The sequence below is a fragment of the uncultured Methanobrevibacter sp. genome (genome assembly GCF_902788255.1).
In the GTDB taxonomy this organism is placed as follows: Archaea; Methanobacteriota; Methanobacteria; order Methanobacteriales; family Methanobacteriaceae; genus Methanocatella.
The window spans coordinates 18,006-40,178 of sequence record NZ_CADAJR010000018.1 but is presented as its reverse complement, the minus strand read 5'-3'; the positions used below and the strand labels follow the sequence as shown (position 1 = coordinate 40,178).

Annotated in this window: 18 protein-coding genes; 3 read left to right on the top strand and 15 right to left on the bottom strand. The window is 37.1% G+C overall.

Going from position 1 to position 22,173, the window contains the following annotated elements; all coding sequences use genetic code 11:
* Positions 1–67: 67 nt before the first annotated feature.
* From QZV03_RS06090 to QZV03_RS06075, 4 genes are all read right to left on the bottom strand, one after another.
* Complete coding sequence (locus tag QZV03_RS06090; protein WP_296874876.1) at positions 68–1,720, bottom strand: AarF/ABC1/UbiB kinase family protein; 1,653 nt, start codon at positions 1,718–1,720, stop codon at positions 68–70.
* A 34-nt stretch (positions 1,721–1,754) separates the two neighbouring features.
* The gene (locus QZV03_RS06085) at positions 1,755–3,680 is read right to left on the bottom strand and encodes an endonuclease MutS2 (protein WP_296874875.1); all 1,926 of its coding nucleotides are present in this window, start codon (positions 3,678–3,680) and stop codon (positions 1,755–1,757) included.
* Between the two features lie 78 nt (positions 3,681–3,758).
* A complete protein-coding gene (locus tag QZV03_RS06080) occupies positions 3,759–6,176 on the bottom strand; it encodes a U32 family peptidase (RefSeq protein ID WP_296874873.1) in 2,418 nt (805 codons plus the stop codon).
* A complete protein-coding gene (locus QZV03_RS06075) occupies positions 6,163–8,664 on the bottom strand; it encodes a U32 family peptidase (protein WP_296874870.1) in 2,502 nt (833 codons plus the stop codon). Before QZV03_RS06075 ends, QZV03_RS06080 begins: the two co-directional genes overlap by 14 nt.
* An 81-nt stretch (positions 8,665–8,745) precedes the next feature.
* On the opposite strand from QZV03_RS06075, the gene tmk reads away from it, so the two are divergent.
* Positions 8,746–9,324: a dTMP kinase gene (gene tmk / locus QZV03_RS06070; protein WP_296874869.1), complete on the top strand. Its 579-nt coding sequence runs from the start codon at positions 8,746–8,748 to the stop codon at positions 9,322–9,324.
* Positions 9,325–9,461: 137 nt separating this feature from the next.
* On the opposite strand, the gene mtrH is transcribed toward tmk, so the two are convergent.
* The 6 genes from mtrH to mcm all read right to left on the bottom strand — a co-directional run bounded on the left by mtrH (position 9,462) and on the right by mcm (position 15,669).
* A complete protein-coding gene (gene mtrH, locus QZV03_RS06065; protein WP_296874866.1) occupies positions 9,462–10,400 on the bottom strand; it encodes a tetrahydromethanopterin S-methyltransferase subunit H in 939 nt (312 codons plus the stop codon).
* Between the two features lie 470 nt (positions 10,401–10,870).
* Positions 10,871–11,083 (bottom strand): hypothetical protein, encoded by a 213-nt coding sequence (locus QZV03_RS06060; protein WP_296874864.1) that lies wholly within the window; start codon positions 11,081–11,083, stop codon positions 10,871–10,873.
* Complete coding sequence (locus QZV03_RS06055; protein WP_296874862.1) at positions 11,083–12,045, bottom strand: tyrosine--tRNA ligase; 963 nt, start codon at positions 12,043–12,045, stop codon at positions 11,083–11,085. Before QZV03_RS06055 ends, QZV03_RS06060 begins: the two co-directional genes overlap by 1 nt.
* A 9-nt stretch (positions 12,046–12,054) precedes the next feature.
* On the bottom strand, positions 12,055–13,098 hold the full coding sequence (locus QZV03_RS06050; protein ID WP_296874860.1) for a 60S ribosomal export protein NMD3: 1,044 nt from the start codon (positions 13,096–13,098) through the stop codon (positions 12,055–12,057).
* 31 nt (positions 13,099–13,129) lie between these two features.
* Positions 13,130–13,537, bottom strand: coding sequence for a translation initiation factor IF-2 subunit beta (locus QZV03_RS06045; RefSeq protein ID WP_067040760.1), 408 nt, complete (start codon positions 13,535–13,537; stop codon positions 13,130–13,132).
* A 131-nt stretch (positions 13,538–13,668) separates the two neighbouring features.
* The gene (mcm, locus tag QZV03_RS06040; RefSeq protein WP_296874858.1) at positions 13,669–15,669 is read right to left on the bottom strand and encodes a minichromosome maintenance protein MCM; all 2,001 of its coding nucleotides are present in this window, start codon (positions 15,667–15,669) and stop codon (positions 13,669–13,671) included.
* Between the two features lie 117 nt (positions 15,670–15,786).
* On the opposite strand from mcm, the gene QZV03_RS06035 reads away from it, so the two are divergent.
* A complete protein-coding gene (locus QZV03_RS06035; RefSeq protein ID WP_296874856.1) occupies positions 15,787–16,206 on the top strand; it encodes a hypothetical protein in 420 nt (139 codons plus the stop codon).
* Between the two features lies 1 nt (position 16,207).
* On the opposite strand, the gene QZV03_RS06030 is transcribed toward QZV03_RS06035, so the two are convergent.
* Both QZV03_RS06030 and QZV03_RS06025 read right to left on the bottom strand, forming a co-directional pair.
* Positions 16,208–16,840, bottom strand: coding sequence for an RlmE family RNA methyltransferase (locus tag QZV03_RS06030; protein WP_296874854.1), 633 nt, complete (start codon positions 16,838–16,840; stop codon positions 16,208–16,210).
* A 1-nt stretch (position 16,841) separates the two neighbouring features.
* Entirely contained in the window at positions 16,842–17,381 is a 540-nt protein-coding gene (locus tag QZV03_RS06025; RefSeq protein WP_296874852.1) for a metallophosphoesterase, read from the bottom strand.
* Between the two features lie 114 nt (positions 17,382–17,495).
* Between QZV03_RS06025 and QZV03_RS06020 the strand changes: the two genes are divergently transcribed.
* Positions 17,496–18,587, top strand: a complete 1,092-nt coding sequence (locus QZV03_RS06020) for a formate--phosphoribosylaminoimidazolecarboxamide ligase (protein ID WP_296874850.1) — start codon at positions 17,496–17,498, stop codon at positions 18,585–18,587.
* 5 nt (positions 18,588–18,592) lie between these two features.
* Here the strand turns inward: QZV03_RS06020 and QZV03_RS06015 are convergent, their stop codons facing one another.
* From QZV03_RS06015 to QZV03_RS06005, 3 genes are read right to left on the bottom strand one after another with little or no spacing between them, the layout of a single operon-like run.
* Positions 18,593–19,009: a hypothetical protein gene (locus QZV03_RS06015; RefSeq protein WP_296874848.1), complete on the bottom strand. Its 417-nt coding sequence runs from the start codon at positions 19,007–19,009 to the stop codon at positions 18,593–18,595.
* Complete coding sequence (locus QZV03_RS06010; protein ID WP_296874846.1) at positions 19,006–19,374, bottom strand: DUF5518 domain-containing protein; 369 nt, start codon at positions 19,372–19,374, stop codon at positions 19,006–19,008. The genes QZV03_RS06015 and QZV03_RS06010 overlap by 4 nt, the downstream gene beginning before the upstream one ends.
* Positions 19,375–19,426: 52 nt before the next feature.
* Complete coding sequence (locus tag QZV03_RS06005) at positions 19,427–22,024, bottom strand: ATP-dependent helicase (protein WP_296874844.1); 2,598 nt, start codon at positions 22,022–22,024, stop codon at positions 19,427–19,429.
* Between the last annotated feature and the right edge of the window lie 149 nt (positions 22,025–22,173).

Here is a 22,173-nt window from a genome sequence, read left to right as displayed (position 1 = left end):
ACAGGGTCTGCTTTTAACTCCTCTTTTTTTAACATTTTTGTACAATAATTATTTGGATTCTTTAATTTTAATCGTTTTCAATCATATATTTAATTATCAGATATGCTCCGAGAACCGCACTGAATACGAATCCAATCAAACCAATTGCAGGCACTCCCCATAACTGTGGTCCTTTGTCTGCAAGTATTGCAAGTGATGACCCAACAATCAATGCTGAAAGAATCAATGAGACTGAAAGCTGATTTGTCAGTTCACTTATATCTTGGAGCTTTATATTTACTTCAATGTCTCCTTCTTCCAACTTTGAGATGGTATTGTTGATTGTATCGGGCAAGTCCTTTGCCAAATGTTCTAGTTGAAGCAGGTAGTTCATACCCACTTTTATCAACCTTTCGGGTTTGTATTTGTTAATCACTATCTTACGGGATAACTTTTTCAGTTCGGATGCCGCATTAAATTCAGGGTCCAATTTTCGACCGGTATCTTCAATCAATGCAATTCCGCGCCCTATCATTACAAATTCTCTTGGGATGTTCACTTCATGTTTAATCATTACATTAAGCAAATCTTCAAATGCTCCGTCCATATTTTTTAGTTCGGCACCATAGTATCTGTTTAACAAGTCATCCAGGTCTGCCTTTAGCTCATCGGTATTTTGTGAAGCGGTGATGATATTCATGTAAATCAGCTGTTTGATTATATTGTTGGTATTTCCGCTAATCAAAAGCAATATCAATTCTGCAAGGTTTTCTTTAAAGTCATCATTCAGGATTCCCATCATTCCCTCATCGATATAGCACAGTTTATTGTCTTTGGTTACAATCAGGTTTCCCGGATGGGGGTCAGCATGGAAAAATCCGTCTATCATTATCTGTTTGAAGTATGATTTCAGGCCATACTGTGCAATCTTTTTCTTGTCGATGTCCGGATAATTCCCATCAATCAGTTTTGTAACTTCAATTCCCTTAATCAGTTCCATTGTTATAATCTTGTTTGTGCAGTAATCTGTGTATGCCTTTGGTATTTTGATGTATGAAACATTCCTGAAGTTCTTTGAAAGGTTTTCCATATTCATCACTTCTTCCATATAATTGATTTCCTTAAATATGGACCTTTCAAATTCACGTGCCACCACGGGCATGTTGAATGACTTCATTGTGAACATATATCTGTCGATTCTGTCAGCCAAAAATTTCATTATCTTTACATCTGATTCTATAATTTCCCTTGAATTTGGTTTTTGAACTTTAATTGCAACCTCTTCGTTTGTGTCTTTTAGTCTTGCTTTGTATACTTGACCTATTGATGCTGAACCGATTGGTGTTTCATCAATCTTGGAAAATACTTCTTCAATGGGTTTTTGCAGTTCGCTTTCAATCACAGTTTTTATTTCACTGAATGGTGTGACTGGAGTGTTGTCCCTTAAACTTTTAAGTTCTTCTGCAATCTCCACTCCGACAAGATCGGGTCTTGTACTTAACATCTGGCCCAGTTTGATATAGGCAGGACCCAATTCTTCAAATACCTTTCTAACTCTTATTGGAATTGATGTATCTGGGAATAATCCCTCATTTTCTGCTTTACGATTTCTAAGAAACGGAAATTTTTTAAAAAAAGTATTTTCTTCAATTAAATAACCAAAATCGTTCTTTTTCAGCACTCGATATATTTCGTTCAATCTTTTGAGTTGGTCGTTTTGAGCATTAGGTATAACTTTCATTAATTAAAAATAGTAAAAAGTGGTATATACTATTTTAGAATTTCTCTAAAATTCTAGCATATACGGTTTTTAGATCATCATCGGATTTTTCATAAATTCTTTTTAGAATTAATTCGGGTGTACTTTTTGCAAGGAAATTCATTTTAGGGGTTCTATCCACAATAAGATTGTAATCTTCATCCAATCCTTTTGCTTCAATACCGTCTACGCGAATGTCGGTGTAATTCATTAATTCCCTCGCCATATGAGTGACAATAACACCATAAGAATTTGATTCCTTAATCATGTCAATAAATGTTGATATGATTTTAACGGCTGCATCAAGTTCTGTAATTCCTTCAAGTTCATCTAACAATACTAACTTTTCACTATTGGTGGTGACGATTGGTATGAACACATTTAAGAATGATTCAAATGCTCCTGCATCAAGTGATCTTTTCTTTGAGAAGTGATAAAGTTCATCGAACAATTTTATTTCGGCTTGGGTTGCACTTACCGGAAGGCCCATCTGTGCCATTATTGATATCTGGGTCAGGGTTTCTAAAAGGGTGGTTTTACCTCCACTGTTTGCTCCGGTTAATAACGCAACATTTTCGTCTTTTGTCAGTTGGTAATCGACTTTTTGAACATGTTCCTTGTCTTTTTTAAGTGCTAATTCCAGATGAAGTGCTCCGGTCAACTTTATTTCATCGCCAAATTCGGGTCTGCACAGGTCATATTCATATGCAAAACTGCCTAAACTGAATTCATAGTCGAATCGAATTACATCTTCAACTTCAGCTATTGCTTTTTTCTTTATTGAATTCAATTCAATTGCGGCGCTTTTTTTAATGTCAAAAATGTCGTTTTCCTTTTTGGATGACTGTTCCAGTGTGACCCTTTCGATTTCTGTTTCATCAATCTGGATGGGATATGTCCTGAGGTACGGGTCAAAACTCATTCCTGTTTTCTGCTTGATAATTTCCTTTCTTTTATTGATAATTTTATCAAATATTTTGCTAATCTTTGGAGGGAAGTTATTGTTTAATAGGTTGAGTATTTCATCTCCTTCAAGGTCAACTTGTTTTATGGATTTTTCCAACTCATCATCCATCTCATCTTTAAGTGACAACACAAGTTCTTCAATATCGACTTCCCTTTTGTCGATTATATTGAGTTCACTGATTATCGGCAGGATTTCTCCAAGAACACTTTCCTTATTTCTGATCTTTTGTATTTCATGGACTTTGGAGAATAACTCCTGATTCTGTATGAAAAAGTTAATTATCTTTTCAGGAACGATTTCATAGTCATTTTCATCTATGTTTATCATTATGACATTGGGCATTCCTTCAAAATCAAGTATTCCTTGGGAATATACATAAAATACCAAATCATAATTCATCATTTCTTCCTGAAGTAATGGTGAATCACTTGCTGTGATTATGGGATAATATTTATTCAGTCCCAAATCGGTGAGATAGGAATTGTCTTCAGCACTTTCAACAAGAATAACTTTACTTGGATCATATTCGGGTTTGGCCTCTTCAACTTCTTTCAGATTTTTCATCAAACCTCTAAGTTTTATGATTGGAAGTTGGGAGACATGTTCTTTGGCATTCATTACAAAATCAAGGTTTGAATTAATCTTGTCAATGTCTTTTGATGGAGAAAGCAGCAGAATTCTATTTTTGGAGTAGGAAGTGTTTGAATATGCTAAAATCTTATTTATGATGTCTTCATAAAGTTCCATTGCACGGTCACTTTTGATGAACTCATATTCGGGGTTGTTCAACAGTTGATTCATTATTTCAATTGCCTTTCTTTGGCTTATGCCATCAACTGCAGATATTTTTTCAACATCCACATTATCAACTATTTTCTGGAGTTCCTCTTCTCCTCCAACGCTATTCAGTATTTTTTCAGAGATTTTATCCCCTATTCCTTTTATATTTTGCAATGTTATTCTTTCTCCTTTCATTTTGCCAAACCCCTTTGTAAGATATAATTATATAATTTTAATATATATTGCAATTTGCCGAGAGCATTTGGTAACTACTCAAAAGTTGGCAACCGTATTTTTTGAACTTAATTTTTTAAGCTCTTTTTTATTGGGATTGCCGTTCAATGCCTCTTTATATATTTTAACCATTTTGTAATAGTCATCGTCCTTGTATCGTCCGTCAATTGAGAAATTGCTGAAACCAAGATTTTTCAAATAATCGATTTCATCTAAAAGTGAAAGTTCGCTGTCGTCATAAATTATCAGCTCTTCACCTGAAATGCTTTTGTGAATCGGGTATCTGTTGCGGTTTTTATCAATCAGATAGTTTTTATATTTCTGTTTTTTCTCAGCTCCGTATAACAATGAATATCTTGTTTTCATAAGCTCGACAGATCCCTGAACTAACAATTCCAGTTTTTCTGGTGTTTCACAATTCCTTATCATGTTTTCATAGTCCTGCTTTCTAAGCTCGGGAGATACAGTTAAAATTTTATACCCTTTGAGAGATTTAACGGTCTGTGTGTTTGTAACGTTCATTGAATAAAAACCGTACTCCGCATTAAAATTGCTGTTCATCACTGGAAGTGTGTAGTGCATCTTATTTAAGATTCCCCTAACCTTGTTCAATGCTTTAATAAGCTTGTCGTGAGTGATGTCAGGCCATTTCCAAATCAGCTCATAGTCCTTGTCATATGCAATTTCACAGGCCCTTTTAATGAAGTTGATCATATAATTGAGGTTGTACTCATCATGGGCGTAGACCAAATCGTCATTCTGTGGAGGAATTTCCAAATAAACCCTTTTCACGTTCTCAAGGTTTTCAAGATGATTCAGGTTATTTGTATAAAATGAAATATTTGGCTGTGTTTTTCCTGCAGGGTATTCCTTTTGTTTTAATGTTATCTTTTTATATTCATGCTGGTATGATTCTGCCACTTCCTGACTGAGCTTTTCAAAGAGATCCCTTCTAAGTTCATTCAATTTGCTAATCGGAATGAATAGTGTGCCGTCATAGGCGATGTTGATTTGTGTTATTTCATATGGGTAATTGTCGATTTTTGACATTTGTTTTTTAACGGTCTCAGCACTGACGCTCTTTTTGAGCGGTTTTTCAAAGGCCTTATTTCCTGTAACCTCACATTCTATGGTTTTATGGTTGGCCAGTGTCAGCCTTCCCTTCAGGTGAGGATATTTCTTTTTCAGGGAGAATGTCAGTATCAATTTTGACTTGACGTAGCTTGATGCCTTGTTTTCTATCTCCTTGGCCTTTCTGGTTAAGCTGTTTCTTTTGGTGAGGTATACTTCGGATTCGTTTAAATTAAAGTTGGACCTTTTGTTCTGCCATACCTTTTTGACAACCATTACCTTATTTTTACGGGACAAATCCTTCACTGGCTTGTTTTTTCCCTTGTTGAAGTGGTTGAGTGTTGTTATGGAAGGGTCCTGGGATATTTCAAATCCGTAATCCTTGTCATTTTTTACAATCAGTAAACCGTCTCCCTTTTCCGGAATAGTCTTTATATGGTCGTTTAAGCGTATTGCAATTTTGTTGTCTGAACTTTTAATTACACGACCTATCTTCAATCCGACATGGCCTGAACGGATGCTTCTTTTTGAAGTGTTCATGAATTGCCCTTCGCTAAAACCTCTGTTGAAAACCAGGCTGATTTCTTCACTTGAATCCTTTTTGTTGCTTTTGAGCTTGTTCAACGCCTTTCTGTAATTGCTTACAACAACTGCAAGGTATTCCTTTGACCTCATGCGACCTTCAATCTTAATGCAGCTGATGTTAAGCTCAGCTATTTCCTTTAAATGATCGTATAGTGACAAGTCACATGGTGAAAGGTAGTAATCCTGTTTTTTTATTCCGTCAATCCAGTATTTCTGGCGACATGGCTGGGCACATGCACCTCTGTTTCCGCTTCTCCCGCCCTTGAAACTGCTCATCAGGCATTGTCCTGAGTATGAATAGCATAATGCTCCATGAACGAATATCTCAAGTTCCATATTTGTTTTCAAATTGGCTATTTCTTCCTTTCTCATTTCACGGGGAAGGACAACCCTTTTTATTCCCTTGCCTTCAAGATAATCAATCTTGTGCTGGTTTTCGCAGGTAAGCTGTGTTGATGCATGGACATTTAGGTTTGGAAGGTGCTCGTTGATCAGCTCTATCAGTCCCAAATCCTGTATCAGTACGGCATCCACTCCAATCGAATATAGCTTTGCAAGGTAATTCATCACGTTTTCAAGTTCGTCCTCTTTTATTAACGTGTTCACGGTAATGTAAACCTTGACGTTATGAAGATGGGCGATGTCTACTGCCTCTTGGATTTCATCTATCGTGAAGTTCTCTGCAAACTTTCTTGCCCCATAGTTTTTTCCGGACAGATAAACTGAACTTGCGCCGGCGTTGATTGCAACCTTCAGATGGTCCATCGACCCGACTGGAGCCAGCAATTCAGGAATTCTCATGTAACCTACCTTCAATGAAATTGCCTTTGTTGATGTAGGACTGTGAGAAATCCATGATCTTGTATTTGAACTCTGTCAGTTCCTCCTGACTTTTGTTTTGAAGACTTTGATTGTAAATTGATAAAATCTGTGAGGTGTACTTTTCATTGGAATACCTGCAGTCAAGAATCAGTGAGTCAAGACCGAAATCCTTGATTTCATTCATCTCCTCAATCAGGCACAGGCAGTCCTTGTTTATGATATGGCTCTGTCTGTTGTAGTCAAAGAATATCTTATATTTGAATTTCTTTCTCTTTTTATCTTCCAGGGTTGCGTAATCCGCATCATTTGAAATGATAAAGTCCTTACCGTCATTCAGGTTGGTGAAGTCGTCCTTGCTGACAATGACCTCAAGGTTACCGTTGACAATCATTTCCAAATCAATGTTTCTGTCATGATTTTTCAAAACCAGCTCCCTGATTTCATCTCCTGAAAGTTCAGATGACAGTATCAGTGACTTGAATCCTGATTCGTTCAAGTCACGCACACAAAAGCTGTTCCATACATTCAGGTTATGATTTCCATATATCGGACAGTCGAATATCTCCTTCATGCCCGGAAAATCGCCCATGACTGAAATGATGATTCCCTCATTTTCCAGTTCCTTGACTATTTCGCTGCATTTAACCGCATCATCCTCTGATATGAATGATGATAAAACCCATACGAATTCTGTCGGGGAGGCCATGAGGCTTCCATTCTTTAAGGTTTCCTTTATGTTTTCAAAATAATCATCAGGATTGTTGTAATGGCAGTTGCCGTCAAAATAGATTCTCTTCAAGTCAAAACCTGAAACCGCTCTGATTTGTAAAATGTCATCGATAAATATTGACAGTTTAGGTGTTTTCTTTTTGGTTTTTCCCTTGTCCTTTTCATATTCCTCAAAGAATTTTGTGAGGTCTTTTCTCACCTGCTTCACCGCCTTTTTGGTAGGGGTGTAGTGGTTCATCAGAAGTTCGGTTGCATTGTCCAATATTTCACGCCTGATCTGGTTGATTTCACGGATTGGAATGAAAATGTCGGCAGGCATATTGTTGAACCTGATGTTTTCAATATAGAATGGAGTTCCTCCGGTTTTACTCAACTGTTTTTCTATAGTCTCTTCTGTTACCGGCTTGTTTTTGGCCTTTTCAAACTTGTCCATTGTTTTGTGCCTGAAATTGATCAGTTCGCCGTCCACATGAAACTCAACCTTTGTAAACAGGTTCAGGTCCTCATCCCATGTCATTGACAGGTTGATTCCAACATTGTTTTTTATGGTTTCGTTTTCAAACTGCTTCAGGTATTCATGTGTTGATTTGGAATAGCTGATGAACACTTCGGTTCCGACCTTGACAAGACGGGTGGTGTCAATTATGATTTCGTTTTCATCCTGTTTGATGATGTTTTCAAGGTATATTCCCTTGATTTTGCCGTTGTATTTGAATGCTATACCGTCTCCAGGCTCTAAAATCACAGGTATTTCCTTGTTTTTGATTTCGATTGTGACCTTTGTGCCGTCAATGTCCACAATGTCTCCGATGTATAATCCTTCATGGCCTGAATGTCCTCTGCCCATTACGTCTCCAGGCTTGTCTCCCATCATGTATCCGTCTGTGAATTGGCGGTTGAAAACAAGGTGCAGGTCTTTTTTGTAGTCCCCTTCATTTCCGTCAATTAGGTTGCGGTAACTGTTTACGATGGTTCCGATATAGTCTCCGGATTTCATTCTTCCTTCCAGTTTCAGTGATTTTACTCCAGCATCTGAGATTTCATTCAGATGATTGTATGTTGCAAGGTCATGTGTTGACAGGAGATAACCGTTGCCTATGTTGTATCCTCGATATTTCAGACGGTATTCACGTCTGCATGGCTGTGCACAGGCTCCACGGTTTCCACTTCTTCCGCTGTTGTATGAGGACATGTAGCACTTTCCGCTGACACAGTAGCACAGTGCTCCGTGGCCAAACACTTCAATGTCCATATTGATGTTGTCGTCTGCAAGTTGGGTTTTGATTTCCCTGATTTGGTCGAGGTTGACCTCCCTTGGAAGCACCACTCTTTTTATGTTGTTCTTGCTGGCCCATTTTATGGAGGAATAGTTATTCAGACCCATCTGTGTGGAAGCATGAACCTCCAAATCCGGTATGAATGTCTTCAAAAGCCAGATCAGTCCAAAATCCTGTACGATTACAGCATCCACTCCAATCTGATATAATTTGAAGAGGTATTTTAAGACATCTACAATCTCGAAATTGTTAATTAATGTGTTGACTGTCACATGGATCTTGGCACCGTTCATGTGAGCATAATTCACGGCTTTTTCAATCTCTTCCATAGTGAAGTTTTTGGCATAAGCTCTGGCACCATACTGTTGTCCTGCAATATAAACAGCATCGGCACCTGCATTTACTGCCGTTATAAGCACATCATATGAGCCTGCAGGGGCCAATAATTCTTCTAAAACCATTTTAATAATACACCTTGTTTTGATTTAATCATTTTGATTTATGTAATTAATTATTAATATAATTAAAACATATTCTATCTTATGTACATAGTATTTGAAGGAATTGATGGGGCTGGAAAATCCACTCAGATTAAAATGTTAAAGGAGTGGCTTGAGGCTAATGGTTTCAGGGTTGAAACATTGGTTGAGCCGACCGATTCTGAAATAGGCAAGTTAATTCGTGAAATGTTGCAGCGTCCTGATGCAGAAACAGATAAGCTTCAAAAGACTTTAGGTTTGCTTTTTGCAGCCGACAGAATGCTGATTATGGATAAGCTTGAAGATGAATCTAAAATTATAATCTCCGACAGGTCTTTTATCTCATCACTTGCATATCAGGAACCTGCCGAATGGATAGAGGAATTAAACAAGTATGCTAAAAAGCCGGATTTATTGTTGTTGTTGGATTTGGATTCTAAAACATCCGTTGCAAGAACTGACGGTAAGGATACCTTTGAAAATGAGGAATATTTAACAAAAGTCAGGGAAAACTATCTCAAACTGGCTGAAAATTATACTTGTGAAATTATTGATGCAAGCAATGGCATAAACAAGATGTCTTCAGATATTAAAAAGGCTGTTGCACCATATCTTGGAATCTGTCCAGATTGTGTTTTATGACTCTTTTTTTAAAATAAGTTTTTTTTTTAAAACATGGGACGTGTTTGGGTCCCATGTTAATTCGGTATTTTTGGATTAATGTTTAGATTTGTTTAGAACAAATCGTTGTAGAGGTTTTAAGTGCTTAACAATTGAAATTATAATAGTTTGTTCATAGGGTGTACTTCTACAGGTTCAGTACCTAATGGTTTTGCAGCTTCTGATATGAACATATCAGTTTGAGCTACTGCAGGAAATGCAATGTCTGCGTTTTCGATAGGTCCAAATAGGACGAAGTCTCCTGCACACATAACTTGCACGATGTTTGCTCCAATATCACAAACGGTAAATGCTGTTTTGTTTCCTGCTTTTTTGTATTCTCTTAACCAATCCCATGCGGATGGTACGTTGTGAATACCTGATCCTACAGGATATCCCCATTTTGCCTTTTCGGCAAAGGAGGTTCTAGCAGCAATACCTGCACCTTGACCTAAAGGAGTTACCGCAGTATCCATCATGAATTTGTCGATACCACATTCAGCAGCCACTTCAAGCAAACCTTTTTCGTATGCACCGTCGTCACCGTTTTCCCACATGTTCATTTTTCCTTCAACTGTAGCATTCATTGGGTTGAATCCTAAGATGATGGAAGCGGAAATGTTTGTTTCAGCTAATGCGTCTAATTCAGATTTGTCAGCTGCCATGTTGATGGAGTTGTAAATCGCTCTTTCTGTTAATCCGGTTTCATCAGCGTACTGTGCACCAGCAACTCTTGCATCTCCGGATGTTGAATCTATAAGGAATGGAGCATCACAAATTTCACCAACATATTCAATATATTTTGGTAGTGCTTCAACGGTTTGACCGAAAACTTGTACGATGTATGGGTTACCGGTTACATCTGAAATGGATGCCATATCATTGATAAGTTGTTCGGCCCTTGCTTTGTCGAAGTCTCCTGTTAATTCATCGTTAAGAATATTGTGTCCGCCATAGAAAATTGTTCCTGCTAAAACTGTAGGATATTCTCCTGGTTGTCCACCCATTTTGACTCCAGCGAAGTCAAAAACTTCTTGTTCTTTGTCAAATTTAAACATTTAATTAAACCTCTTTAATTTAAGACTCAACTTATTAATTTTTAATTTATAAAAATTAAAGTTAAGTCTAATAACTATATTTTTTTTAATTATATTTAAATATATCTAAACTGTTTAAAATTTTTTAAAATAATTTAATTAATTGTTTAAAATAATAATTATTAATTTAATTACTGTTTAAATTAATGAATGCTTAAATTTTATAAATATTAATTGAAAATAAGTGTCTACAATTTTTTACTTTAAATTCCAAGCCTAAAAATGTAAAATATTGTATTCATCATATTTATTCATGAATAATTAGCTTATCTCTAAATTTAGGAGGATATTTTAAAAATAAATGTTTTAAATTATTATTTACATCAGATTCTAATAATAATTTGTAAAAAATAAATTTCATTAATTCAAGATGATTTGTTTAAAAAAATAATGGGGATGATGGTTTGAAAAAATGGTTTAAATTGTGAAAATTATTTGTTGCCTTCTAATTCCTTTAATCTGTCACGAATGGCGTTTTCTAAAAATTCTCTTACTTTTACAAGCTCTTCATATTCTCCGATTATTTTTGGACCGAATTCACCGTGTTCCAATTGAATATCGAACTTTTCAAAAGCATGAGCAAGCATCTGTTCTCCAACACCATTAGGTATGCCCATTTCGTATTCTTGTTTTTCTTCTACCATCAGTTTTCCTCCATAAATTCTCTTACAGGAGCAAAGAATTCAATTAAGAAATCTTTGATTCCGTTTTTCAAATCCATTGGGTGAAGGTTGCCTTCACTGAAGTCCTTAATCAGTTCGTCATGGGTAAGTTCAATGTCTCCGCCGAACTTTTCAGGTCTTTTGATTAATAATTTTTCCTGATTAGGGTAAACGAATGTTTCAGCAATTTCAATCATTGGGTTGCCTTCGATTTCTCCCTGTGGGCAGTAGCTCTTGTTGATCTTTTTGGATATCTCTTCGGCACTGTCGTCAACAGCGATATAGTTTCCTTTACTGGAGCTCATTTTAGCGTCCCCGTCAAGACCGTGCAATAATGGGGTATGGATACATACTGGAACGTTTTCGCCAATTTTTTCAAGGTTTTCACGTGCCAACATTTGGATTTTTCTCTGTTCCATTCCACCAAGAGCAATATCGACTTCCAAAGCGGCCATGTCGACGGTCTGCATAATAGGATAGACTACGCTTGCAACTTTAGGATTGTCATCTGCACGACTGACCTGATCCATACTTCTTCTTGCCCTTTTTAGAGTGGTCATTGTTGCTAATTGATAAACTTTATTAGTATAATCGCCTTCAAGCTGGAAAGATGAGCCTAATATATATTCGGTTGTTTCATCAAGACCTAAAGCCTGGAAACATCTCTTATTGTATTCTGCGGTTTCAGCTATTTCTTCAATGGTTCCTTTTCCATTTAAGAATGCATGGTAATCTGCTAATAAGATTTTAATTTTAAAACCTAATTTCTGCAATTGTTTTAGTTTCTGTACAGTTACGGCATGGCCCAAATGGATTTTACCAGAAGGTTCATAACCAGTATAAGCTATAGGTTGTTCTTTTTCAAGAACGTCTTTTAATTCCTCTTCGTCAATAACTTCTAATGTACCTTCTTTAATCAATTGAATTTTTTCATCAATGTTCATTCTATCACTTTAATTCAATAAATAAATGTAATTGTCAATTTTTATGAGTTTTATTTCATCGCCAATATTATAATCTTTGAATTCATCTTTCATTTCCAAATCCACAGCGGAATAGTCGCTTGGATCCAGTATCTGTATAATGCTTGGGGATTTTGAGATAATTGTTGTGGTTTCTATTTCATCTGACTTTTTAACAAGTTCAATCTCTTCCATATTCTTCATTGGAATGTTGTGCTTTTTACCTGTTGAAATGTCTGCTCCAACAATGCTGTTTTTGCTGATGCTTTGAACCTGTATGGTTTTGTCCTCGAATTTGATGAAGTCACTGATTTCAAACTCGGGAATTCTCACTGAAATCCAAACACGGTAAAGCCCTTTTCCAGTTGATTTGTCCTCACTTATGAGTCTTGGTGACTCTTTTATGATTCCTCCGAACTCTTCCTTCAATGCCTCGGCCACCTTATGACCTGATTTAAATGATCCGATATAGTAATCATATCCTTCCTTTAGCTTTGCAATTTGAGGACAATACGCCAGCTTGTCGCTTTTGGACTGTTTTGTCAATGTTCTCTCAACAATCTCATCGGCTTTTGCATACTCTTCACTTTTTATTTCCCTGTTGTCTGCTCTGAACTGGATTACGGTTTCATAATATCCGGACTGCATCTTGCTGCAGGTAGGACAAACGGTCTTTAGGATTTTAACTTCTGTGTCATGACTTTCTGCGATTTCAGTGCCATGAACTTCTCCTATGGCTTCAACAATGCAGGAGCTTATTGTACCTTTGACCTGGTCAATCTCAAGGTTGATGGCTTCGTTTTCAACTTCATCAGCTATTTTAATGTTTCTCTCAAGTGCACGGTATATGATTTCTTCTTCGGGAATGAATTCATCGCTCCATTTCCCCTCTTCAAGTTTACTGTTACAATGGCTGCATATTTGAACTTCAATGCGTTCCGGTATTTCAATCATCTGAAATTCTTTTAAAAAACAGTCTATGCAGACGTCGCCAACCATTTCCTTATCTGTACTTCCGCACTCTGGACAAAACATTGTATCAAAAAAATAAGTAAAAAAAGTAGAATTATAATGATTTTAAAGGTGCTGTTGCACCGCATGCAGCACATTTAAGTAAGAATATTCTACCTTCTCTGATAATTCTAGTATCTGGTCTGTTACATTCGTGGCAGATTACGTATTTGTCTACATAATCTTCAATTCTTTCATTGATTAGGTAATGGGTAAATTTACCTTGTAAGATTGCTCTTTGACCTTCAATATTTCCTGCAGTACCTAATTCTCTCATCAAGAATTTTAATAAGTGTTGAGGGTCTCTGTTTAAACCTTCTGCAACATCTTTAAAGTTTTTAATGAATGTTCTATTACCTTGGATATCTGAATAAGCTTTAGGAATTTTGAATCTTTTATGTTCAAATACTTCAGGAGGTAATTGGTCTATTGCTCTTTCTAATAAATCTTCGTATTTATCCATAATTATCTCTCCTTATAAAATTAGTATAAGTATAATATATTAAATTTAGTTTTAATGTTATATTAATGTATTGTTAATGTGGAAGATTCAATGAAAAATTTGTAAAAAATAATAAAAAATAGGAATTTAGACTATACTCGTCTAAAGTATCCTGTATTAGGTTCGAAGATTACTCCTTTTTGCTTGAGGTTTCTGACAATTTGCTCGGTTTTATCTTCACTTACACCATATTTTTCGCTCATGTTTGAAAGTAAAACATTTAATGGTGCATCTCCTGCAAATTCCTCTTCAAGAAGTTTAATCTCTTCAGTTACCCTTTGGATTTTGTCTCTGTCGGATTTAGGGGTTCCACCTTCGAGAATCTCTACATCGATTTCACCGGTTTCAGGATCAACACCCACTTCCTTAAGACATGCCATCTGAAGCCTTACAGCCTTTTCAGCGTCCTCTTTTTCAACAAATTCCTTAAGCTTGATTTTGGCACTGGCTTCTGATAGACGAATGATAGCTTCTAATTGCCTTGCAGTAATAGGAACAGCGCCCTGTTCTTCGGGATTGCTGTTTCTTGTACTTACATAAAACTCTTTTAGAACTTCGTTTGCCTCATCGGTCAGTTGAGGGTTGACGTTTCTACGGGCATATGCAATGTATTTTCTAAGCAGTTCAGGCTCGATTTCATAATCCACAGTATTTTCCTTATGTATCTTTAGGATGTGCTCTGCTAACTTTGAGTCTCCTTCTCTGCTTGGTTTATCTTCAATAACGAAAATCAAATCGAAACGAGAAATAATAGGGGCAGGTAAATCAATCTGTTCTGCAAGTACCTTGTATCTGTCAAACCTTCCGAATTTAGGGTTTGCTGCTGCAAGAACGGAACACCTTGAGTTCAATGTCGCCATGATTCCTGCCTTTGCAATACTTACAGTCTGTTGTTCCAATGCTTCGTGAAGCGCTGAACGGTCTTCGGAACGCATTTTGTCCAATTCGTCAACACATACGTTACCTTGGTCCCCAAGTACCAATGCACCTGCTTCAAGAGACCATCCTCCAAGCTCGTCCCTGACTGCCGCTGCGGTCAAACCTGCACCACTTGTACCCTTACCACTTGTATAGATACTTCTTGGCGCCAGTCTTGAAACGTATTTCAATATCTGGGACTTACCGATACCAGGGTCCCCGACAATGAGAATGTGAATGTCTCCTCTCAGTTTGGTCTCATCTTCAAGCTGTTTGGCAGCTCCTCCAAACAATTGAAGCGCAATAGCCTCTTTAACATCACGGTATCCTCTGATGGACGGTGCTGTTGATTTGATAATCTTGTCATAAATGTGAGGGTCCTGTGACAGTTCGATAATCTTTTCCTCGTCCTCTTCTGAAAGATGAAGTTCCTCAAATTCCTGTTCTAACGGTTCGATGTGGTTAACATAAATGTAGTTTTTGAATTTGCCGCTTCTCTCTTCCCTGAAGGTTTTTAGAGTACCGGTTATCCTTACCTTGTCACCCGGATTTAATTCATCAACCAAATCGTCTTCAAGAATCATCAACATCTGTTTAGGTTCGGTTCCTCCAGACAAATTCTCCAGAGGTTCCTGCATCCTTGCGGTTTGTGTATCGATGTATTTGGATTCCTCCTGGAGCAGTCTGAATGACCTTCCTCCACATTCGCTACAAAGAGACGGTTCTATGATGTGGTTTCCTGATGTCTGTTCGACCTCGTGCAATCTCATACATCCTCTACATTCAAAAACACCGGTTTCAATACGGGGTCTTATTTCATCAGTTTTTCTCACAATTCCATCTGCTGCGACAAAGGTACCAATATATTTACTTAAAAGATCCTTAAGTGGAATGATATTGGTTAGATTTTCAAAACGAATGTTGATGTCTGCATCCTTTACCAATGGGTCGATGTTTTTAATAGCTATTTGAGCTGCCTGAATAACTTCTTCAGGTTTCTCAATTAATAAATCAGCTAATTCAGGATCGAATATTTCCAATGATTGATAGTTTACGGTAAGTGATCGCTCATCGGGATATTTTTCAAGTATTCTGAATACATCGTCCTTATAGGATGTAGCAAAAAATTCTTCAAATTTTGCAGTTGATGTTTGTGTTTTTGCAGTAGAGTTCATTGAAATAATATTAATTTCTTATACTTAAAAAAATTTACCCAAGAGCATTTGGTAAGTAACATTAATATAGTAATATCTATATACTCTATATTGATAAACTATTTAATTGAGGTTAATATGAGAAAATCAAGATTAGGCTTATTTAAATCCACTTCAATGCTAATTTCCGTTGTTGGAATCATCATGATTATATCAACTATCATTGTTGTGGCTTATGTAGGTTATAGTATGGTTTCATCAGGAATTACTAATGAAATCTCATCTGGAACCCAATATGACGAACTTGCAGCGTTAAAATCAGAATATAATAATTTGTCTGTTAAGTTCGACAGTGTCAAATCAACATTTTATGCTGGCGGTCCGGATGATGTAAAAGTTTATAATGATGCTAAATTAGAGTTGACAAGGGCGGATTCAGCGATTCAGAATGTTCAAAGTGCATTGGATGCAAGTAAGCCATCCAATGAAGTTGACAGCAGAATCGAGTTTGCCAAAGAAAAACTCAAAACAGCTAATGAAGCATACAATAATCTTTAAACTATTTTCTTTTTCTCTTTTTTTTGTTAGGCATATAGTCAAGGCCCACCACATACATTTCAGAACTTTTTTTACGTGATGATGCTGGTTTTGTTGTTCTCACATGTCTAAATTTGCCTTTTAGTGAATCAAGCATCTCTTTATATTCGGGACCCTGAAATACCTTCATGACAAGATTTCCCTTGGGTTCAAGTATGTTTTCTGCTATTCCGATTACTGTATATGTCAAATCAATTGACCTGAGCTGGTCTATGCTTTTGATTCCGGAAAGTGAAGGTGATGCATCAGACATTACGACCTTTGCCTTTCCTCCGATGAGTTCCATTATCTTTTGCTGGACTTCCTGAGTTGTAAAGTCTCCTCTTATTCCGTAATAGTTTTCTTCGGGAAACCTTTTGAATCTGTTTAAATCAACACCAACGACAATTCCTGTCTCTCCGACCTTTTCAAGGGCAACCTGTGACCATCCTCCAGGTGCTGCTCCAAGGTCCACTACGGTATTTCCCTCTTTTATGAGTTTGTATTTTTTATCCAACTGTTTGAGTTTATATGATGCTCTTGAGCGGTAATCTTCCTTTTTAGCTTTTTTATAGTATGGGTCATTGTGTTTTTCCATTTGCCATTTGCTTCCCATTTCAATCCCTCTTGTATTGGTCAAAATCAAGTGCACTGCATACTGGTGAGCCGGTTTTTACTATTTCGACGTCCACTTCCTTGTTGTTGATTTCAAGCAGCATCACAGTCCTGTCTGCAAGTCTTGGCACGATTGGGCTGCCCGGATTTAAAAGAAGTTTTCCCTCTTTTTGCTCTATTTTCGGCTGGTGGGAATGTCCTGACACAAGAATGTCCACGTCCAGTTCCTTTGCAAGGTACAGTAACTGGTCACTGTCCGCTCTTGGATAGACTTCTCCGTGTATGACTCCAATTCTCAAGCCTTCCGCTTCAATGACCTTTGCCTTTGGTAAATCAAGTCTGTTGGCCCTGTCCATGTTTCCCTGAACTGCCATGACTGGAGCGATACGTTCCAACTCTTCAATAACGCTCATTGAAGTCAAATCTCCGGCATGTATGATTAATTCAACATCACTAAATGCATCAATAACATTTTGGGGCAACACCCTTGCTCTATCTGGTATGTGTGTATCTGAAATCAAACCAATTAACATTTTTTTCATTCCTTAATTATTACAATAATGTTTGTTTTATCTGGTTTTTAAATTTTTTAATAATAAACATTATAAATTCCAAAAAACATATTTTTATACATCATTCTTTTAGGAGAAGATATAATGGGCAAAGTTAAAAAGGAAGATATTTTAGATATTTTGGCTAAATATGACAAAAGTGAAATCACTATAGCTACTCTCGGAAGTCACACTTCTTTACATATTTTGCAAGGTGCAAAAGAAGAAGGATTTAGGACCGCTATCGTTTGTCAAAAAGGAAGAGAAATTCCTTATCAAAGATTTAATGTGGCAGATGAATATATTATTGTTGACGAATTCAAAGACATAGTCAATGAGGATGTCCAACAGAAACTCAGAGATATGAATGCTATTGTTGTTCCGCACGGATCTTTTGTTGCATATGCAGGTCTTGACAATGTTGAAGACAAATTCAATGTCCCAATGTTTGGAAACAGAGATGTGCTCAGATGGGAAGCTGAAAGGGACAAGGAAAGAGCATTGCTTGTAGAAGGGGATGTAAGAATTCCATTCAAATACAACAGTCCTGCTGAAATCGACCGTCCTGTAATGGTTAAATTCCCTGGTGCAAGAGGGGGAAGAGGATACTTCGTTGCATCATCAACCGAAGAATTCGATGCAAAAATCGAAGCAATGAAAGCACGTGGATGGTTAGAAGACAGTGATGTTGAAGCTGCACACATTGAGGAATATGTTTCAGGTTGTAACTACTGTATCCACTATTTCTACTCAGCACTTGACGACACTGTAGAATTGATGGGTATGGACACAAGATATGAATCAAGTATTGACGGATTTGTAAGAATGCCTGCAAAAGATCAATTGGACATTGATTTAAGTCCTTCTTATGTTGTAACCGGTAACCACCCTGCAGTAATTCGTGAATCATTACTTCCACAGGTATTTGATATTGCTGATAAATTAACAGAAAGTGCTAAAAAATTGGTTGCTCCAGGATTAAACGGACCATTCTGTATGCAAACATTAGTAAATGATAATCTTGAAGTAATCTGTTTTGAAATCAGTGCAAGAACCGACGGTGGAACAAACACTTTCATGGATGGTTCTCCTTACTCCTACCTGACCTATGGTAAACCAATGAGTATGGGTAGAAGAATTGCTTTAGAAATTAAACGTGGTATAGAAAGAGATGAATTAGAAAAAATAATAACATAGAGTTATTATTTTTCATTTTTATTTTTCTTTTTATTTTTATTTTTACCTATTTTTTGCTGTTTCTCATATTGTTCACGGGCGTTTTCACGACTTCTTTTTGTCCATGCACCGACAAGACCTACAAATGCACCTACTACAATAATCAATACTGTTAAACCCATCATTCCGTTTTCAGTCAGGAAAAATCCGCTGAACTGTCCCATATATCCTTGGAATGTTAAAACAACAATAGGGGTTGCTGCTATTGCACCCATCAGAGTTCCCATTTTAACGTTGCTTTGACCATATCCTGCATATAAAAGTCCGATTGCTGAGAATGGATAAAGCCAATCGTTGATTTGATATCCGAATAATATACATGCAGCAGCTATCGCAGCTCCAAATATCAATGCTTTAAAGTTTATGTCTACAAATTTGTTCATTTTCTATCTCCATTATTTTTTGAAGCTATTGCTCCTCCAAATGCTCCTGTAATTCCCATTACAATTGCATAATAAATTAAGGATTCTATTATTGTTATTATGCTTGCAAATCCTGTCAATCCTCCAAAGATTCCAGCAAATGCACCTCCAAATGTGGCAATTAAAATAAATAGTATTGCACCAACAATTGTACCAAATGCTCCGGCAAGTGCCGCATTCCACAAACCGCCCAATGCTCCTGAATGAGCAATATAACCGGTAATGAATCCTACAATCAATAATCCTATAAATTCATAAGGTGCAAAGAATGCTTTTACCATAATTGCTAGTATGAAACCAATAAATACTGCGCCCCATTTAGCCATAATATCACCTTTTATTATATATTTGAACTTAATAAATAAAATTTTTTGTCATTCAATAGATGTCTTTCAATTTGTCTTTAATCTGTTCAAGTATTGCCTGATGCATCCTTTTTGTAAACTCTCCTCTATCATTCTGATTCAACACATCAAGATATCCCTGTGAAACCAGATTGAAAGCAAACGGACTTGGAATGACTGTATCAATGGTTTTTATCTCCATTTCTCCGGAGTCGACCATGCTTATTATTTTTAAAGCGTTTTTAATGTCCATGTAATCTTCCATGGCTTCCCTTCTTGCTTCCTTTAAAATGGAGAAGTTGTCATCCATGTCCTGAACGAACTTAAGCAGTATCTTTCCCCTCACCTGCTGGCGTCCGACGGATTTTGACTCTCCCTTGTATCTTCTGAGGGTCATGAGTGATCTTCCTGCACAATGTCTGAAACGTGAGGCCAGGGTTTCGGTTTTATTGAGGGAGTTTGTCAATATCCTTTCGAAATTCTCAGGATTTAACTGCTTGAATGATTCCAAACCTCCGATTACTCCGTCTGAGCTCAGATAAAATCCGTTGTCTGAAATTGATATTGTGACATTTGTATTGTATCTTTGGGCTACAACATAAGCAACGGCACGGGAGAGTGCATCATTTACCTTACGGCCAAAGAGTGAATGGAAAATCACGAACTTTCTTCCTCCGAATCCCTTGTAATATTCAATTAAAAGGCATCTGTTTGAGGGGATTTTGGCATATTTGTACTGTTCGACAAAGTATTCGTAGATGGAATTGGCCGCAAAATCATCAACATATAAATAATCGTAAATGAATTCCATTATCTCTTCCTTGCTTCTTCTGTATTCAAAGCGTGTTTCCATGTGTGATCTGAATTTCTGAATGTCCATTGCAAGGTCAAATGACAGTGGGAGCTGCTGTGAAAACCATGAGGGGATTGTTGGAGGACCGCTTGCGGGTGTAACGTTTATTGTCATTCCCTTTCCGTAATTGAACCTAAATGTCCTTCCGCCCAAAACGAAGGTGTCTCCCTTTTTTAACCTTTCCATGAATGACTCTTCAATTTTACCCACAGTTTCGCCGTCACATTTTACAAGCACTCCTGATGAATCCGGTATTGTTCCGATGTTTGTGGAATAAAGCATTCTTGCCAGTTTTCCACGTTTTCCGAATGTGTTTTCCTTATAGTCAATCCAGATTTTTGCATAAACGTAACGCTCTTCAAGTTCGGGATACTCTCCGGCCATATAACTTAAGACATCCTCATAATCGTCACGGGTGAGGTCTTTGTAGCAGTAGCTTTTGCGGATAACGTCATAAGCGTAATCGATATCCCAGGGATTTTCAATACTCATTCCGTATATGTGCTGTGCCAGGACATCCAGACAGTTGGTCGGGATGGTGATCTTGTCGATTTTTCCCTCCTTGGCATTTTTAAGCAGGACTGAACATTCAACAAGGTCGTCCCTGTCGGTTACGATGATTCGTCCCTTTGACTTTTCATGCAGTCTGTGTCCGCTTCTGCCTATTCTTTGAAGGGCTCTTGCCACCGATTTCGGGGAGTTTATCAAAACCACCAAATCAATATAACCGATATCGATTCCAAGTTCAAGGGAGGTTGATGAAATAACTGCCTTCAGTTTTCCTTCCTTCAGTTTGTTTTCTGTTTCCAGTCTGACTTCCTTTGAAAGTGAGGAGTGGTGGGCCATGATGTTTGAATCATTGTAGTTCATCGGATACATCTTCTTCAGGTTATAGACAAACCTTTCAGTACCGCTACGTGTGTTTGTAAAAATCAGTGTGGTTTTGTTTTCCTGAATGAGGTCGTCCAAAAGGTCATACATTCCAAGCCGGGTGTCCTCCTCATCTGCAAGCACAATATCGCTTACAGGACACATTACCTCCATGTCAAGTTCTTTCAGATAGTTTACATTGACGATTTTACAGTTCCTTTCAACGCCATATTCATAGCCTACAAGGAATTTTGCGACCTCTTCAATGGGGCTGACAGTTGCGGATAATCCGATTCTTGTGTATTGTCCGATAAGATGCTGTAGTCTTTCCAGGGATAGGCTTAAATGAACTCCCCGTTTGTTTTCGGCCAGTGAATGTATCTCATCAATAATCAGATATCTGACATGACTTAGTTTTTTCCTGAACTTTGGAGCCACCAGAAGGATGGATAATGTTTCTGGGGTGGTAATCAGTATGTGTGGTGGTTTTTTAAGCATCTTTTGCCTTTGGTATTGTGTTGTGTCACCTGTTCTGACCGCTTTTCTTATTCCCAATTTTTTTCCGGCTATCTTTTCGATACCGTCCAGAGGTTCGTCAAGATTCTTTTCAATATCGTTGTCAAGTGCCTTCAGCGGTGAGATGTAGATGCAATAAACCTTGTCCTCCAGTTGGTCCTTTTCGGCAAGTGTTGTCAGTTCGCTTATCACTGATAAAAATGCGGTCAGTGTCTTACCCGAACCGGTAGGTGAGGATATCAGTATGTTGTTTTTCTTGTGGATGTCTATGATTGATCTTTTTTGGGCAGGTGTGAAATCATCGAACTGTGAGTCAAACCATTTTCTAACCCATGGGTGCAATGTTTTAAAAATTTGCTTTTTGGTGTAGTTTTTAGTTTGCTCTTCAATCATATTTTTTTCCTCAACATAATGTAATTTATTTTTGAAGTTATGATTAACTGTTTAATTTTCTTTATATTTAATGGTGTGTTTGATGTATTAATTCGATTTGTATTAATTTTGATATTTTTTTTTATTAAGTTGGGATAATGTTTAAATTT